At 46.2% G+C, this 16,742-nt stretch carries 17 protein-coding genes and 1 other annotated feature; of the genes, 5 read left to right on the top strand and 12 right to left on the bottom strand.

All coding sequences use genetic code 11. The features are described 5' to 3' along the window. Window positions 1–19 precede the first annotated feature (19 nt). A complete protein-coding gene (locus tag ACWHAR_RS13190) occupies window positions 20–1,027 on the bottom strand; it encodes an LLM class flavin-dependent oxidoreductase (RefSeq protein ID WP_032876383.1) in 1,008 nt (335 codons plus the stop codon). A 275-nt stretch (window positions 1,028–1,302) separates the two neighbouring features. Between ACWHAR_RS13190 and ACWHAR_RS13185 the strand changes: the two genes are divergently transcribed. Next, window positions 1,303–1,710, top strand: a complete 408-nt coding sequence (locus ACWHAR_RS13185; RefSeq protein WP_032876379.1) for a hypothetical protein — start codon at window positions 1,303–1,305, stop codon at window positions 1,708–1,710. A 33-nt stretch (window positions 1,711–1,743) separates the two neighbouring features. On the opposite strand, the gene ACWHAR_RS13180 is transcribed toward ACWHAR_RS13185, so the two are convergent. After that, window positions 1,744–2,622 carry a LysR family transcriptional regulator gene (locus ACWHAR_RS13180; protein ID WP_032876375.1) on the bottom strand — a complete coding sequence of 293 codons (879 nt, stop codon included), beginning with the start codon at window positions 2,620–2,622 and terminating at the stop codon, window positions 1,744–1,746. Between the two features lie 97 nt (window positions 2,623–2,719). Here ACWHAR_RS13180 and ACWHAR_RS13175 point away from each other — a divergent pair, with 97 nt between their 5' ends. After that, a complete protein-coding gene (locus tag ACWHAR_RS13175) occupies window positions 2,720–3,637 on the top strand; it encodes a DMT family transporter (RefSeq protein ID WP_032876372.1) in 918 nt (305 codons plus the stop codon). A 34-nt stretch (window positions 3,638–3,671) separates the two neighbouring features. On the opposite strand, the gene ACWHAR_RS13170 is transcribed toward ACWHAR_RS13175, so the two are convergent. From ACWHAR_RS13170 to ACWHAR_RS13155, 4 genes are all read right to left on the bottom strand, one after another. After that, window positions 3,672–5,012, bottom strand: coding sequence for an amino acid permease (locus tag ACWHAR_RS13170; protein ID WP_007613881.1), 1,341 nt, complete (start codon window positions 5,010–5,012; stop codon window positions 3,672–3,674). Between the two features lie 61 nt (window positions 5,013–5,073). Beyond that, window positions 5,074–5,313, bottom strand: a binding site (T-box leader). Between the two features lie 342 nt (window positions 5,314–5,655). Then, window positions 5,656–6,630, bottom strand: coding sequence for a LacI family DNA-binding transcriptional regulator (locus ACWHAR_RS13165; protein ID WP_032876369.1), 975 nt, complete (start codon window positions 6,628–6,630; stop codon window positions 5,656–5,658). A gap of 69 nt (window positions 6,631–6,699) precedes the next feature. After that, window positions 6,700–7,368 carry a YczE/YyaS/YitT family protein gene (locus ACWHAR_RS13160; RefSeq protein ID WP_032876366.1) on the bottom strand — a complete coding sequence of 223 codons (669 nt, stop codon included), beginning with the start codon at window positions 7,366–7,368 and terminating at the stop codon, window positions 6,700–6,702. After that, complete coding sequence (locus ACWHAR_RS13155) at window positions 7,365–8,252, bottom strand: Cof-type HAD-IIB family hydrolase (RefSeq protein ID WP_032876363.1); 888 nt, start codon at window positions 8,250–8,252, stop codon at window positions 7,365–7,367. Before ACWHAR_RS13155 ends, ACWHAR_RS13160 begins: the two co-directional genes overlap by 4 nt. Before the next feature lie 489 nt (window positions 8,253–8,741). Between ACWHAR_RS13155 and ACWHAR_RS13150 the strand changes: the two genes are divergently transcribed. The 3 genes from ACWHAR_RS13150 (at window position 8,742) to ACWHAR_RS13140 (ending at window position 12,671) form a co-directional block, all read left to right on the top strand. Beyond that, entirely contained in the window at window positions 8,742–9,599 is an 858-nt protein-coding gene (locus ACWHAR_RS13150; protein WP_032876360.1) for a MurR/RpiR family transcriptional regulator, read from the top strand. 172 nt (window positions 9,600–9,771) lie between these two features. After that, window positions 9,772–11,316 carry a gluconokinase gene (gntK, locus tag ACWHAR_RS13145; RefSeq protein WP_032876357.1) on the top strand — a complete coding sequence of 515 codons (1,545 nt, stop codon included), beginning with the start codon at window positions 9,772–9,774 and terminating at the stop codon, window positions 11,314–11,316. 26 nt (window positions 11,317–11,342) lie between these two features. Continuing rightward, window positions 11,343–12,671 carry a GntP family permease gene (locus ACWHAR_RS13140; RefSeq protein ID WP_007407373.1) on the top strand — a complete coding sequence of 443 codons (1,329 nt, stop codon included), beginning with the start codon at window positions 11,343–11,345 and terminating at the stop codon, window positions 12,669–12,671. A gap of 99 nt (window positions 12,672–12,770) precedes the next feature. Here the strand turns inward: ACWHAR_RS13140 and ACWHAR_RS13135 are convergent, their stop codons facing one another. From ACWHAR_RS13135 to ACWHAR_RS13110, 6 genes are all read right to left on the bottom strand, one after another. After that, a complete protein-coding gene (locus tag ACWHAR_RS13135; RefSeq protein ID WP_174514581.1) occupies window positions 12,771–12,929 on the bottom strand; it encodes a hypothetical protein in 159 nt (52 codons plus the stop codon). Window positions 12,930–13,025: 96 nt separating this feature from the next. Continuing rightward, window positions 13,026–13,310, bottom strand: a complete 285-nt coding sequence (locus tag ACWHAR_RS13130) for a hypothetical protein (protein WP_032876353.1) — start codon at window positions 13,308–13,310, stop codon at window positions 13,026–13,028. Window positions 13,311–13,428: 118 nt separating this feature from the next. Then, the gene (locus ACWHAR_RS13125) at window positions 13,429–13,578 is read right to left on the bottom strand and encodes a transposase (protein ID WP_032876349.1); all 150 of its coding nucleotides are present in this window, start codon (window positions 13,576–13,578) and stop codon (window positions 13,429–13,431) included. 91 nt (window positions 13,579–13,669) lie between these two features. After that, window positions 13,670–14,392 carry a LutC/YkgG family protein gene (locus ACWHAR_RS13120; protein WP_025649302.1) on the bottom strand — a complete coding sequence of 241 codons (723 nt, stop codon included), beginning with the start codon at window positions 14,390–14,392 and terminating at the stop codon, window positions 13,670–13,672. Then, window positions 14,392–15,822 (bottom strand): LutB/LldF family L-lactate oxidation iron-sulfur protein, encoded by a 1,431-nt coding sequence (locus ACWHAR_RS13115; RefSeq protein ID WP_007407375.1) that lies wholly within the window; start codon window positions 15,820–15,822, stop codon window positions 14,392–14,394. Before ACWHAR_RS13115 ends, ACWHAR_RS13120 begins: the two co-directional genes overlap by 1 nt. Before the next feature lie 27 nt (window positions 15,823–15,849). After that, the gene (locus ACWHAR_RS13110) at window positions 15,850–16,566 is read right to left on the bottom strand and encodes a (Fe-S)-binding protein (protein WP_014418920.1); all 717 of its coding nucleotides are present in this window, start codon (window positions 16,564–16,566) and stop codon (window positions 15,850–15,852) included. Between the last annotated feature and the right edge of the window lie 176 nt (window positions 16,567–16,742).

Below are 16,742 nucleotides of genomic sequence, written 5' to 3'. Positions count from 1 at the left end.
GGCACATTGCTTTTTTTGCTCAGCTGTTTTTTAATTCGGCGATGATTTCAAATGATCTCATTCTGTCGGCATGCTCAAAGCTTTCTGAATTCACCATGATTTCATCCGCCTGTGTTGTCCGGATGAAGCTTTCCAGCTTTTCCTTCACACGCTCCGGTCCGCCGACGATCGTTGAACTGAGCTGATCATTGACCATCGCTTTTTCATACGGCGACCAGATTTGATCCATGTCTTCAACAGGAGGCTTCAGCTGGTTCGGCGTGCCGCGGACGAGGTCTAAAAATCTTTGATAATGCGATGTTGCCAGATGCTCCGCCTTTTCATCCGTATCGGCGGCAATGACGGTGACGCCGACCATCGCGTACGGTTGATCCAGTACGTCTGACGGACGGAAGGAGCTGCGGTACAGTTCAAGAGCGGGCACGGTATTTTTCGGTGAGAAGTGAGCCGCAAAGGCGAACGGAAGCCCGAGCTCTCCCGCAAGACGCGCGCTGAAGCCGCTTGAGCCCAAAAGCCAGATCGGCACGTCCAGCCCTTCGCCCGGAATGGCGCGGACTTGATTGCGCACATTGCCTGTCGGTTTGAAGTAATTTCTCAATTCTTCAAGCTGCTCCGGAAAATCTTCCCCGCTGTTTATGTTTCTTCGTAAGGCTCTCGCCGTTAATTGGTCGGTCCCCGGCGCGCGTCCGAGCCCCAGATCAATCCGCCCCGGATATAACGTTTCAAGGGTTCCGAACTGCTCCGCGATCACAAGTGAAGAATGATTCGGCAGCATAATACCCCCAGAACCGACGCGGATTTTTTTCGTGCCGCCGGCGATGTGGCCGATCAGCACCGCCGTTGCCGAGCTGGCGACGCCTTCTATATTATGATGCTCCGCAAGCCAATAGCGGTTATAGCCCCACTCCTCGGCGCGGCGCGCTAAATCCATGCTGTTGCGGAACGATTCAGCAACCGTTCCCCCCTGTACGACCGGCGATAAATTCAATACGGAAAACGCAGTATCTTTCAATGTATGTTCAGCCATCGTTTTCTCCTTTATGGTTTAGTGTAAGCAGATCTTAAACAAGGTCTCTACCACACACCTTACCACAGCTTTTCCCGTGAGTTAAACAATTTGATTCGATGATCTTCGAACAATCAGTCAGCGGTCGTCACTAGTGAACTCTGTATGAATGAATCTATTACATTCAGATATGACGAGCTTTTCATCCTATAAAAGTGAAAATCTATCGTTGAAAGAACAAACCCAATAATGTTAAGATATGTATGATATTGAATAGGAAGGAAGTCATAGTCTATATGCGCAAAAAAATCTTAATGGCACTCACAACAGCTTTACTGGCAGCAATCTTCTTTACAGGAAACACCGATAAGGCATATGCCGCAGACTTTTACTCCGGCACTGAGCAGAATTTAAATGTAAGCGGATTTACCGATGCCTCCTACTACACTAAAAAAGCGAAAAGTGTCGATTTTACTCTCAGTACAGCGTATCCGTCAGATCGAACTTTTAAAGGAAACCTATACTTACAGCGAAAGTCCGGAAAGAAATGGACGACTTGTAAAAAAACAACCTTTTCTTTCTCAGTAAGGGTGACTAAGTCATTCTCTTTAAAAGGATGCAAGACAGGTTATTATCGTGTCAAAGCTACGTTCAGCGGTTCAAAACTTGTCAATACGACTAACTCTTTTAAAATTAACCGATAAGATTCAGGGCCCTATGATGATTAGGGTCTTTTTTTATTCGTTCTTTGTGAGTTCCTGTGCGATTTGAATAAAAAGTTTTGCCGCCAATGAAGCCTCCTTTATAGAAGGAACGGCAAGCAGAACATCACGGTACACCGCCTGATTGAGTTCCCTTGTCACGACATTTTCCGGCAGCGATATTCCCGACATAGACATTTGTGATAATATCGCAATTCCCAGTCCCTCTTTGATCATGCTGATGGACGTATTGACGTTGTAAACAGTGAATGCGGCAGTCAGTTCAGATCCTGCCTCCTTAAACATATCAATAAACGGTGATTCGTATCCTCCGTCACAGATGATCATCGGCTGGCGGTCAAGATCTTTCAGAGTGATTGACTCACAGTTGCAAAGCGGGTGATCATTTCTAAGCACGACGGCCATTTTATCTTTTTTCAGCGGCAGATATTCCATGTCTTCCGTAGGAAAAAGAGTGATACCCACATCTATTACCCGGGAGCGGAGCCATTCCTTTACTTCGTTAACCGTTCCTTCATGAAGCACCAACTCAAGCTTCGGATACCGTTTTTTAAACACGCTGATCAGCTTTGGAATGAAATAAGCGGAAGCGGCCGGAAATGTGCCGATGTGAATCGTTCCCTGTTCAAGCCCTCTTTCCGCTGCCGCCAGCTGCTCGGCTTTTTCTATGCCTTTGAGCACCTCTCTGATATGGACGAGAATTTTTCCGCCCGTGTCCGTGAGCCTTACGCCGTTGCGGCGCTCGCGGACGATCAGCTTGATGCCGAGCTCTGACTCAAGCGCAGAGATGGCATGGCTGACGGCGGGCTGCGTCATATTCAGCGCCTGCCCCGCTTTTGTAAAGCTTCCCGTTTCAGCGATTTGAACAAAAACCCGCAGTTGTGTAATCGTCATAACGTTTTACTTATGCTCCTTATAAAAAAGATTCATTTTATTTATCTTACTGATTACCGTATCATATGATGGAATTGTTCTACAAGGAGTGAACGACGTGAAACAGCTTTCGAAAATACAGACGGCTCTTATGCTGGCGTTTCTAGTCACGGTATGGGGAATTAACTGGCCGCTGACAAAGGCCGCGCTTGCCTATTCGCCGCCCCTTCTGTTTGCCGGAATCCGCACGCTGATCGGCGGACTTCTATTATTAATGGTTGCGCTGCCCCGTTTTAAAAAGCTGCGTTTTAAAGAAACGTGGCCGATCTATCTTATTTCTGCCATTTTAAATATTACTTTATTTTACGGCCTGCAAACGGTCGGCTTGAATTACCTGCCTGCCGGCTTATTTTCAGCCATCGTGTTTTTCCAGCCGGTGTTAATGGGCGTTTTTTCTTGGCTGTGGCTCGGGGAATCGATGTATCCTTTAAAAATAGCCGGTCTTATTCTGGGCTTTGCCGGTGTCGCCGTCATCAGCGCAGCCGGTTTCGGAGGCCATATTTCCATCGCCGGCATTCTTTTGGCCTTAGGCTCCGCGGTCAGCTGGGCGCTCGGCACGGTATATGTGAAAAGAACGGGCGGACGCGCGGATTCTATCTGGATGGTCGCTCTTCAGCTTCTGATCGGCGGCGTGCTGCTTGTCAGCTCCGGCCATTTTTCAGAAAGCTTTTCAGCGATTCAATGGAAAGCTCCGTTCATTCTGAGCCTTCTGTTCATTTCAGTTTTTGTTATCGCGCTCGGCTGGCTCGCCTTTTTTACGCTTGTCGGTTCAGGGGAAGCAAGCAAGGTCGCCTCTTACACCTTCCTGATCCCGCTCATATCCATTACCGTCAGCTCGATATTCCTGCATGAGCCGCTGACCGTCAGCCTTTTAGCCGGACTGCTTCTGATCGTCACAAGCATTTGTTTTGTGAATATAACACCGAAGAAACTGAAAACACCTGCTCTGGCCGCAGAAAAAAAGGCCGTTCATTAAAAAAACTCTTGCCGCGGGGCAAGAGTTTTTTTATTTATTGACGTCTCCCTTTCACGAGATACGCAGCCGTAATGAGGAGATAGATGGCCGCAGTGATGCATGTAATGACGATGGATGTCGTGGCAATCACGCCGACCAAGATGGCCAAAAGCGCAAGCACCGCGAACCATGTCGTGTACGGGAACCATTTGACGTAATAAGCCGGTTGTTCTGTTGAATGTTTTCTTGATTTCAAATGGGCGAATCCGATAATCAGCCAGATGAACAGCACGGTATAGCCGAGGGAACCCATCAAATAATTAAACGTCTGGCTTCCTGCGAATAAAGAAATCAGGACGCCTACATATAAAAATGACGTACAAGTCAGAATCGCATAAACGGGAACCTTTTTCTTCGACAGTTTTGAAAAGATTTTCGGCACCCGGCCGTCAGAAGCCTGTGTAAACAAGACGCGGGATGATCCGTACAGTCCCGAGTTCATAGACGAGATAATCGCAAGAAGAATGACGGCATTCATAATATGGTCGGCACCCGGAATCCCTATCATCTTAAATACTATGACAAACGGGCTTTCCGGAACGCTGTTGACTTGATTCCAAGGAATCAGGCTGACGATGATGAAAAACGGCAGCAAGTAAAAAGCGACAATCCGCGTTAACGTGCTTCGGACAGCTTTCGGGATCACCTTTTCGGGATTTTTTGTCTCCGCCAGCGTGACGCCGATGATTTCCGTTCCGCCGTATGAGTAGATCACGACGAGCATCGCCGTAATGACGCCCCCCGCTCCATGCGGGAAAAACCCTCCGTGATCCGTTAAATGAGACAGCCCCGGCGCCGTGTGATTGCCGAATGAGAAAAATAATAGCAGAATCCCGCATAAAATAAAGATGACAATCACTGTAATTTTAATGAGCGCGAGCCAGTACTCCGTCTCGGCAAACAGTTTCACAGAAAGCATGTTTACGACCGTCACCACAATGGAAATGATCAAAGCCAATATCCATATCGGACATTCCGGCAGCCAATATTGAATGAAAATGGCGGCTACGACCGCCTCCGCGGCAATATTGAGCACCCACATTTTCCAATAGATCCAGTCTAAAAAGTATGCAGCGTACGACCCGAGAGACTGCTGAACCAAATCACGGAACGTCCTTGCATGTTTGTTTCTGACTGCCATTTCGGCCAGCCCCTGCATAATAAACAGCAGAATGATTCCGCCGAGGAGGTAGGCCAATAACACGGATGGCCCCGCTTCATCAATCGCCGTGCTGCTGCCTTTAAAGAGCCCGGCCCCGATTGCGCCTCCAAGCGCCATCATCATAATGTGTCTGGACGACATCGTCCGTTTTAATGTTTGCTTGTCCTTTTCCATCTATCACACGCCCTCTCGCAAAAAGTGTTCATCACATAAAAAAGCACGCCGCCTCTTTGGGAAAAGAGACGGCGTGCCTCAGGCAGCCGCGGTACCACTCTTGTTGATCCCGAATATCCGGAATCCAGCTTAAAAACCTTTTAACGAAGGTCAGCCGTTAGGACATAGGGAATATTCCGACAATTCCGTTCCGCCCTGCCACTTCCGGGCGAGTTCAAAGAACAATCAGTCCGCGTTGCACCAACCCGCGGCTCTCTTTTTCTGACTGGATTCTTTTACTGCTCCCGTTCACAGTGTTTTATGTTAAATGAATCTCTTGAGTTTTTATTTTCTGAATATAGTAACATAATATACAGTCTTCTATTTTCAAAGTCAATACTAATTTTTGCCGCTGGTTTTCTTATCACCTATTTAAGACATTTTGACTGACCATGTTTATATTCATATGCGGGGTGAGCCGGCCCCTAATATGGCGTAATCAGCACTTTATATATATTGTTCAAACAGAAATTCCGAAAAGCTTCTACGATTCCATGAAGCCCTTCAGTTTTATAGATGAAACGAAAAAAAGAGCTCATTTCAAAGCGCCTGCCCCAGAGCTGATTCTGCGCTAAGCAAAAAAGACCACCATAAAGTGGTCTTTTTAAGTTGACTTTCTTTTAATAAGTTTTAGGTTCAACTTATTTATATTGGGGACATCTTTGTTATTCATTAAGTTATATAATAAATTTGCTGCTGTTTGTCCCAACTCTTTAATCGGTTGATGTATCGTTGAAAGTTCTATTACCTTAGATATCGGCTGATTATCAAATCCTATAATCGCCAGTTCTTCAGGTATTCGTATTCCCTGTCTTTTCGCTTCATAAATGATCCCTGCCGCAACATAATCACTTCCTACAACCATTGCCTCAGGACGAGGTGACTTATTTAGTAATAATTTTGCTATTTCTATACCATTTTCAATAGTGTACTGTTCCTCAAAGTACCAATTATCACTCCATTTCAATCCGTATTCATTTTGAAAGTGAAAAAATGATTTTTTTCTGCTTATGCCAACACCGCTCTTAGGATTTCCTATACATAGACCAATGGATTGATGTCCTTGATTTCGCAGATGATCAATTGCCATTTTGATTCCTGACTCATGATTAATAAATATATGTGCAACCTGTTTGCTTGCAGAAGCTTCACAGGAAACAATATTGCCAAACCCAGATATCTCGTCGAGTACGTGATGGGGGCTTACACAGGATCCCAAAATAAGACCGTCAATAAGTTTGTATTTCAATCTGTTAAAAAACTCCATTTCTTGTTCAGGATCGTTATTTGATTGGTGCACAAGCAAACTGTAATTATGTTTATTACACTCTTCGCCTATTCCGGCAATCAGTTTACTGAAAAACGGATGGTTGATTTTAGGAACAATGACTCCGAATACATTTGTCTTCCCCCTGGATAGGTTAATCGCGTTGAAATTTGGTACATAATTTAATTCCTTCATAGCTTTTAACACAGCGTCCCGCTTCTCAGGTTTTACATAAGGATGATTATTGAGAACTCTAGAAACTGTTGTCCGGGAAACGTTCGCTTTCTTTGCTATCTCTGTAATGTTTGTCATTACTGTTACTCCTTCTTAGACAGCGTTATCAGGATTTCACACTGAATAACACAAGGGGAAAAAAAGCATTTAAATAATAGTTTTATCATGGCCTGCATGAATATGTGCGCCTTCCTGTCCCACACTATAAATAGAACGGGGCTTCCCCATCTTGTGTAATAGTTTGTCAAATAAACCTACTAATATCCCCAGACATAGCAGCACAATGATGGTTCCTATCCCAATCGGCCCCTGAAGAATGATTGCAAGCACAAAAGCTAAAGCTTCCCCTATCGTCTTTGTAATATTAATACCCCAACCTGTACGTTCAGTAATAGCCAACATTAATTCATCATTCGGTATCGAAGGAAAAGATGCTCTTAAATAAATAGCGATTCCCATAGCCAATATACACAACCCTATCAAAAATAAACTCCATTGAAGAATTACAGAATCTGTTTTTAAGAACGAAAGAACCTTTAAGTTTAAAAGGTCAACAAAACTTCCAATAATAAAAATCGGAATAAAACCGGCTAGATTAGGAAACCGCATTTTTATGAGGCTGTTTATAAAGATAAGGATTCCTCCGACAATGAAAACCCATGACCCGATTGTAAGGCCAATTATTTCTGATAAAGCCACGTTTAGAGCATCCCAGGGGGCAATCCCGGTATTAGATTTAATCATACATACAACCCCTATGGATAAAATAAACAATCCGGCAATATAGATTAAACATCTTTTCACAAAATGGCTCATGGCTGTATACTCCGCGGTTTAGGGTCTTCTTCTTTCGTCAGAATGTAATGATCAAAAGCATAAGATACACCACACTCATCATTCGATAACGTTTTAAAAGCAGCCAATTGAATAAGCTTCTTATCTGCATTCCCCATGGCTATCCCTATTCCTGCTGCCTGAAACATAGGCAGATCATTTAAATTATCACCTATTGCGATTGCATTCCGCGCATCCGTTCCATAATGTTCACAAAGTTTATTTAATGACGCTCCTTTATCTACTCCTGCACTTGTGATTTCAAGATTGAATGCTCCTGAACTCGTTACGGCACACTCCTTCAGTTGTCCAAAATATTCTTTAGCTTTTTTTAATTTTCTTTGGTTTGGCGAAACGATCATACATTTTATGACATACCGATAATCGATAGGGTCAATTGTACCCGGTATTTCCTCTAACCCGTATTGATGGATTTGAGCTTTAATAGAATTCCAAAATACTTCTTGATTAAAATGAGGTTCTTCCATTACTGTATTGTAAAGTTCTTTTTCAAGCTGCTGAATTCCTTGATTTGATACGGCAATTTTGTCAGATAAATAGAGCTGATAATAGATTTCTTCTTTATTTAACCAAGTGATGATAGGTTGGATTACATCTGAATCCATAAAATGTTCGAATATTACCTGATTTCCCACATCAATTTGAGCGCCGTTTGAAGCAATAATCGGAAAATCCAAATCATATTTATTGATGATGTGTTTTGCATCAAATAAAGCTCTCCCTGTAGCGATTGTTACAAGATGACCTTGTTTTTGTCCAAGCTTTAAAGCTCTTACATCTTGTTCTTGGATAGTTAAGTTCTCTGATAACAGCGTGCCATCTAAGTCAATTGCAATTACTTTCATGTGAATTTCCTCCTCAGAGTTTAAAAATCATTGAAAGTATAATGTATGGTACGCGTTTCAGAGCAATTAGATTATTATATTAATTTGAAGTTTTTCTCCAGAAACTGATTAGGCCTGTGTTTCTCAAGTGTTCTCCTGCTTAATAATCCTTCTCTTTTGATCAATCCAGTTAATAAAGAACTGACTGCTAATGGCGGAACACTAATTTGAAGAAATTCATCCGGAACTTCAAGCGCCGGCAACTCACTAGAAACTGAACTGTAACAGGACAGCTTACACTTATGGCCGGCGAATTGGGCACCGGCACTTTTCAGAGAACGATCACTTTTTGTGAAAATCGGATGTATGAAGTTTCATTGAGGCGGTGTCCCCGATATACTTTTCTCTTTTCTTTCATTTGCGGTAAAGAAAACAAAACCTGATTCCCTTATGACAGAACTTGCTTTATCATAAAAGTATGCGTTTACATTCGAGTAGGGAGGTTATAGCATGACCCCTGTGAATTCAAGCAGCATCGGGAAGATTCAGGCGGCCAGCAAAGGTTTGTCGCCAAAATTGAGAGCGATTGCAGACCATATCGTGAAGGAACCGAAAGACGTGATTCACCTTTCCATCATTCAGCTGGCGGAAAAAACGAAAAGCTCTGAAGCGACGATTTTCAGGCTGTGCAAACGGCTCGGTTTTTCCGGCTATCAGGATTTAAAAATCGCGCTTGCTCAGGAGATCGTTCAGGAGCCGGTGCAGCACATTCATGAAGAAATGAGCCCCGACGACGATATCGAAGTCATCATCCGGAAAGTTTTCCGCACAAACATTTCCGGGCTGACCGATACCTTTCAATTATTAGATCCGGCCGATGTTGAAAAAGCGGTAGAAATGATCCACCGCGCAGACAGAATCGAATTTTACGGAAACGGCGGTTCCGGGCTGATCGCCACAGACGCGTATCATAAATTTATGCGTACGGGTATAAATTGCATCGCGCACACGGATTCTCACTTTCAGGCGATGTCAGCGGGTCTTCTCGGTCCCGATAGCGCAGTCATCGGCATTTCTCATTCGGGAAGCAACAAGGACGTGCTCGACGCGGTGAAAACGGCCAAATCGCTCGGCGCCGGCACGATCGGCATTACTAGCTACCAAAAGTCGCCGCTCACCCAGATTTCCGACGTGGTGCTGTATACGTCAACAAGGGAAACGGCTTTCAGAACGGAAGCGATGTCCGCAAGGCTTGCCCAGCTGTCGGTCATTGATACACTGTATTTCGCCACGGCCCGGCTGCGGCAGGAGAAAACGCTCGCCAACTTGCAGCAAATCAGAAAAATGATCGCGCACAAACGTTTGTAATATTTATTTTTCAAAAGAGAAAATGCCGATACAGCGGGAATTGAGGCAATTTTATGAAAAAATTTTTCTTCTTCATCGTTGATTTATAAAAAAATTATTCCTATAATTGACTTTGTAAGGGCATACATTATCAATCTATCTTATTATTCAATCAGATTAGGCGGGATATATTATGAAGGAAACCCAAGCTGTTATCGGTCTGGATATCGGCACGACCAGTACGAAAGCCGTTCTGTTCGGACCAAGAGGCAAAGTGTTAGCCAAGCATTCGGTTCACTATGATTTAATACAGCCAAAGCCGGCATGGGCCGAGCAGGATCCTGAGCACATTTTGGAAGCGGTGATCGGAAGCATCAGGGACGCCGTCACAAAGGCCGGACTGAGCCCTGACAATCTGCTTGCAATCGGCATCAGCACCGCCATGCACTCATTGATAGCTGTCGATCAAAACGGCGGCCTGCTGACCAAAAGCATCATTTGGGCGGACAACCGCAGCGCCGAGCAATCAAAACGGATTTTAAAAGAGATGAACGGTTTTGATATTTATAAAAGAACGGGTACGCCGATTCACCCGATGTCTCCGCTTTCCAAAATTGTGTGGATGAAAGAACAGGACAAGGAGACATTCGCGAAAACCGCCAAATTCATCAGTATTAAAGAATATATTCTGCACGAGTTTTTCGGAACTTATGTCGTCGATTATTCGATCGCTTCGGCAACGGGGCTGTTCCGTTTAGATACGCTTTCCTGGGATGAAGAAGCGCTCCGGATTGCCGGAATCCGGGAAGATCAGCTGTCGGACATCGTGCCGACCACTCATCAGCTGCGCGGCCTTGCGCCGGAAATCGCTGCACGGATGGGCATTCATGCGGATACACCGTTTATTATCGGCGCAAATGACGGCGTGCTCGCCAACCTTGGAGTCGGCGCGATCGGCAAAGGCGAAGTGGCCGTTACGATCGGAACAAGCGGAGCCGTGCGTTCGGTGACGGATGCGCCGATTACGGATGAAAAAGCGCGGACATTCTGTTACGCGCTGACTGACAAGCATTGGGTCATCGGAGGCCCGACGAATAACGGAGGCATTATGCTGCGCTGGCTTCGAGACGAATTCGCTTCTCCGGAAGTCGAAACGGCGAAGCGGCTCGGCATTGATCCGTACGATTTAATGATTGATATCGCTGATAAAGTGCCCGCAGGCTCTGAGGGATTGCTGTTTCTGCCGTTTTTATCAGGGGAGCGCGCGCCGTTTTGGAATCCGAATGCCCGCGGAACGTTTTTCGGCATCAGCCTCCGCCATAAACGGGAGCATTTTATCAGAGCGGTGCTGGAAGGCGTCATCATGAGCGTCTTTTCAATCGGTGTCGCACTGAGAGATTTGGCGGGCCCTGCAAAAGACGTGCGGGCTTCGGGAGGATTTGCGAGATCACCGCTTTGGAGGCAGATTTTGTCCGATACGATGGGACGGGAAGTCCTCGTTCCGGAAAGTTACGAAGCCTCGGCGCTCGGAGCTGCCGTTCTCGCTTTGCACAGCCTTGGCGAAATGGAACGGATCGAGGATGTTCAGGACTGGATCAGAATTTCTCACCGCCATGAACCGAACGTCAAAAACAGCGAAACATATATTGAGCTGTTTTACTTATACGAGCGGCTGTATGACAAGCTCAAAGATGAATTTGACGTCATCAGTGAATTTCAGCTCAAACAAAGCCGTTAATTCTTCTTTGAAAGGGTGAAAAGGTCATGTTACTGTTTATTGTCATTGCCGCTATTATCGTTTTACTCTTATTGATTACGGTCGCTAAATTAAATCCGTTTATCAGTCTGCTGATTACATCCATCCTTGTCGGTTTCGCAACGGGCATGAATCTGCCGGACATTATCGCTTCGATGAAAACCGGGCTCGGCAATACGCTGTCGCTGCTTGCGATCGTGCTGGCCCTCGGTACGATGCTCGGAAAAATGATGGCTGAATCAGGCGGTGCGGAGCGTATCGCCCACACCCTGATCGGCCGCTTCGGCAAAAAGAAAGTGCATTGGGCGATGATGGCCGTCGCTTTTATCGTCGGCATCCCGGTCTTTTTCCAGGTCGGCTTCGTCCTGCTCGTGCCGCTTTTGTTTACGATTGCAATTGAAACCGGGGTTTCATTAGTGACGATCGGGATTCCGCTCCTTGCGGGGCTTTCCGTCGTGCACGGATTGGTTCCGCCCCACCCGGCGGCGATGGCAGCTGTCGGCATTTATCACGCCAATGTCGGAAAAACGATTTTGTTTTCTTTAATCGTCGGCATTCCGACTGCCATCATCGCCGGGCCGCTTTACGGAAAATGGATTGGTAAGCGCATTCATAAACCCGTTCCCGAACTGTTGAAAAAACAATTTATTGAACGGAATGAAAAACGCAAGCTTCCGGGATTCGCAAATACATTGTTTACGATATTGGTACCGGTGATCCTGATGCTTATGGCAACGCTTGCCGAAATTGCGCTTCCGGAAAAAAGCACGCTCTATGAAACTTTTAAATTTATCGGCGACCCTGTCACGGCGCTTTTGATCGCCACGGTTTACTCCTTTTTCAGCCTTGGTTTTTATCAGGGCTTTGACAGAGAAAGCATTTTAAAATTCAGCAATGACTGTCTCGGGCCGATCGCTTCCATTCTGCTTGTGATCGGAGCCGGCGGCGCTTTTAACAACGTCCTGATTGATTCAGGCGTCGGCACGTATATCGCTGACATGGCGAAACACTCAAGCTTCTCTCCCGTTCTTTTAAGCTGGACGATCGCGGCGGTCATCCGTGTCGCCACAGGTTCAGCGACTGTCGCCATGATGACGGCGGCCGGCATTGTTGCTCCGATTGCATCTGTCATGCCGGGCGTCAGCAGCGAGCTTCTCGTTTTGGCAACGGGAGCAGGCTCTTTGATTCTGTCACATGTCAATGACTCCGGTTTCTGGCTCATTAAAGAGTATTTCGGAATGACGGTAAAAGAAACGTTCCTGACATGGACGGCGATGGAAACGATTATTTCTGTCAGTGCGATCTGTTTTATCATGATCATTAACGCGTTTATATAAAAACAAACCCCGGCCGCATGAAGTGACCCCTGTCAAGCAGACAGTGTTAAAAAAACACGAAGCAGCCTGAGTCCTGTATTGATATGGGCTCAGGTTGTTTCACTTCTTTTGGAACCGTTGATGGTTGTAAAAATAAATATATTTACATACTGCTTCTTGAACTGCTTCAGCTGTCTGATAACCCATCCTATCATTTAGGTGAAGATCAACAACTTTTTTCTTAAAGTGAAGATCATAAGTTTTACGTGTTTTCCCCATAAAAAATCCCCCCCATTGCAGACAGATCAGTATGCTTTCTATTTTTTCTGTCTGCTATGAGGGGATCATATCAATATGAGCTGGGCTCCTCTTTCTTTAACGAAACAAAAGAACAGCTAATATCCCTAGATTAATTATTCCTAAAAGGAAGGAAACGACGGCTATCCCTTTGTTTTTCTGCATAAAATAAAGACCGTTTATAACTAAGATACAGCTGATCAAAGCATCAAATAATCGGAGAGCCATAACGTTAAAATCAACTTCCGACTCAAAAAAGCTAAATATCGATACTGCTATTAAAAAGATTACTGATACTGTGATATAAATCAACCAGTCCCTAGATGCATTGATCTTTTCAGTTTCTTTTTGAATACTGTTCATAAGTTGTTCAAAACCACCTTATAACAATATTTCCTAAATCTTATAATATTCGCCTAATCATTTTCAATGCATCGTTATAATGGTAAAAAAGAGGGGTATTTCTTCCCCCTCTCCTTAATTATCCGCAAATTAATTTTATTGCTTTGCTTTTTGAGTTGTGCTTGTTCATTTCTCTGGCGATTGTCTGATAACCCATCCCATCATTTAGGTGAAGATCAACAACTTTTTTCTTAAAGTGAATATCATAAGTTTTACGTATTTTCCCCATAAAAAATCCCCTTCATTGCAGACAGATCAGTATGCTTTCTTTTTTCTGTCTGCTATGAGGGGATCATATCAGAAAACCGGGGTTTGTTTTTTTATCGGTCATTCACAAGGATATAAGCGGCTTTAACGGGTCCGTGGACGCCGACAACCAAATCCATTTCGATATCGGCCGAGTTGCTCGGTCCAGTAATATAGTTGATGCAGGAAGGAACGGTGACGCCGTCTCTGATCTGCTGTTTCAGTATATCGCTGGCCTGTGTCATTCTCGGCACAATGGAAGATTTCGGGATGATTGCGATATAGGTGGTCGGAAGCAGGCTGACAGAACGGCCGGCATGCTCTGACGCATACAAAACGACGGTGGCTGATTCCGCAAGCGTGATCTCGCTGAATGTAATGCCCACATTCGCTTGTTCCGCTTTTTCAATATTTTTCGCTCCTTGTTCCGCGTCCCATTCCCAAACGGGAATCCCTTCGTCCGGCCACTCTTCTGTCATAAGGGTCTGCAAGCCGTACGTTTCAAACCGGCTGTCCTTCGGAATGATGACAGGCCCTCCTTCAAAGCGGTTCACCTGCGTGCGCAAAGCGTCGTAAAGCCCGGCTGCATCCGTTTCGATCAGTTCGGTATGAATGTTGACGCAGTGGTCTTTCAGCATCGTGACAAGATCGTCTTCCGTACAGTCCGCATGCGTTTGATATTGTGGCTGATACTTCCATTCAGGCAGGGACACGCCTGATTTCCTGCGCTCTCTGCCCAGACTTTCGGCGATCCGGTTTAAAAAGGATTCCTGATGTGTAACCGTCCCTTTCATCATCATTCTTCCCCCTTTTGTTTTTCCCGGTCTTTAAACCAATCTCTGAACCTCGATTTATGCGGCGCCGGGAAATCCCGTATTGCCGTCCATTCTTTTAACGGCCCCGGCCCTTTTGATATTTTGTCATCTTCCGTAAACGGCGTCATGGCGGCAGGCGCCCATTTCGATCCCATTTTATAAAGGGACGGGGATGACGAGCCGAGCCCGAAGGCTTTCATCGCCAGTTTTTCGCTGATCGGCGCTTTGCCCTCTTTTTCCACGATGTTCTGCCGATGCTTGAGCAGCAGCTCGTGCAGCGGAATTTTGACGGGACATGCTTCCGTACAGGCCGCACATAAGGAAGATGCGTACGGGAGCTCCTTGTATTCGTCATATCCGCCGAGAAGAGGCGATAAGACGGCGCCGATCGGACCCGAATAGATGGACCCGTACGAGTGTCCGCCGACATGCCGGTACACGGGACAGACGTTGATGCAGGCGGCGCAGCGGATACATTGCAGCACCGATTGGAATTCCGTGCCGAGTATGCGGGAACGCCCGTTGTCCACAACCACGAGGTGGAATTCCTCAGGCCCGTCAGCTTCTCCTTGCTGACGAGGTCCCGTCAGCGCCGTAATGTAACTTGTAAGCCGCTGGCCGACGGCGCTTCTCGTCAGCATGCTGACAAGCACTTCAAACTCAGAAAATGAAGGAACGATCCGCTCCATTCCCATCACGGTGATCTGCGTCTTCGGCAGCGCGGACACAAGGCGGCCGTTTCCTTCGTTCGTCACGAGACTGACCGATCCGGTATCCGCGATTGCAAAGTTGCAGCCTGTAATGCCGACATCCGCTTCGAGAAATTTTTTCCGGAGAACGCTGCGCGCGTGCATAACGAGCTCTTCCGGTTTTTCCGTCTGTTTATATTCGAGTCTCTCTTTAAACACGTCACGGATCTGCTCTTTGTTTTTGTGAAGAGCGGGAGCAACGATATGTGACGGCGGATCGTGGTCGTCAATCTGGAGAATGTATTCGCCGAGATCCGTTTCTGTGACTTCACAGCCCTCTTCCTCAAGCACTTCGTTCATATTGATTTCTTCTGTCACCATGGATTTGGATTTTACGATTTTTTTGGCGTTTTTCTGCCGGATGACATCGCGGATATAGGAGGACGCTTCTTCCGCCGTTTCGGCGAAAAAGACATGTCCGCCTCTGTTGGCGACGTTTTCGGCGAGCTGTTCCAAATAGAAATCAAGATTGTCCAGCACATGCTGTCTGATTTCTTCCGCATGGGAACGCCAATCCTCCCAGTTTCCCAATTCTTCGGCCGCCTGAAGCCTTCTTGTCCTGAGCCGTTCCTGCGCTCCGGAGACGGCTCCTCTCATAAACTCATTATCTATTCCTTCTGATACCCGCTCTTTAAAAGCGGCGGTACCGATTTTCATCGCCATGATTTTCCCCCCTTGTTGTTTCTCGTCTTATCTGCTGTTCAGCACTTCGGCGATGTGCATGACTCTGACGTTTTTATCCTTACGGTCAAGACGCCCTCCGATATTCATCAGACATCCGCAATCCGCCCCGATCAGCACCTCGGCCTCCGTGTCTTCCACGCAGGCGACCTTCTCATCCACCATTTGTTCAGAGATTTGCGCCATTTTCACAGAAAACGTTCCTCCGAATCCGCAGCATTGATGTTTTCCGGGAAGCGCGGTCAGCTCGAGCCCCTTGACATGGCGCAAAAGCTTCATCGGCTCCTCCGACACGCCGAGCAGCCTCGTCATGTGGCACGATGTATGGACTGTCGCTTTTTTTTGCAGCACCGCCCCGACATCCTCCACCCCGAGAACGTTGACGATAAAATCTGTTAACTCATATGTTTTGTCCGCAAGCTGCTGCGCTTTTGCCGCCCACTTCGGATCGTCCTGAAACAGATGCGGATATTCACGGAACATCGTCGTACAGGAACCTGACGGACTGACGACGTACTCCGCTTCTTCAAACGCGGCAATCATCCGCTTCATCGCTTTTTTCGCATCCGTCACATACCCGCTGTTGTATGCGGGCTGCCCGCAGCAGATCTGCCCCTCGGGAAAATCCACCTCACACCCGAGCCGTTCCAGCACCTCAACCGTCGCCTTTCCGACATTGGTCTGGAACATATCCACAAGGCACGTGACAAATAATGAGACTTTCATGATGAACCCCTCTTTCATCCTCAATATGTGATCCGGTCATCTGATGACCTGTTTTTAGGAAAAGCTCTATGAATATCCTACACTATTCTGAATATGGATTGGAAGGTTTTTCTGAAAAATCCTTTCGTCCGATGCGCTGAAGGGGACAAAAAAAAGAGAAGCCCGAAAGCTCCTCA

Source organism: Bacillus sp. LR--39 (assembly GCF_053613335.1).
This window is presented reverse-complemented; position numbering and strand designations above follow the sequence as displayed.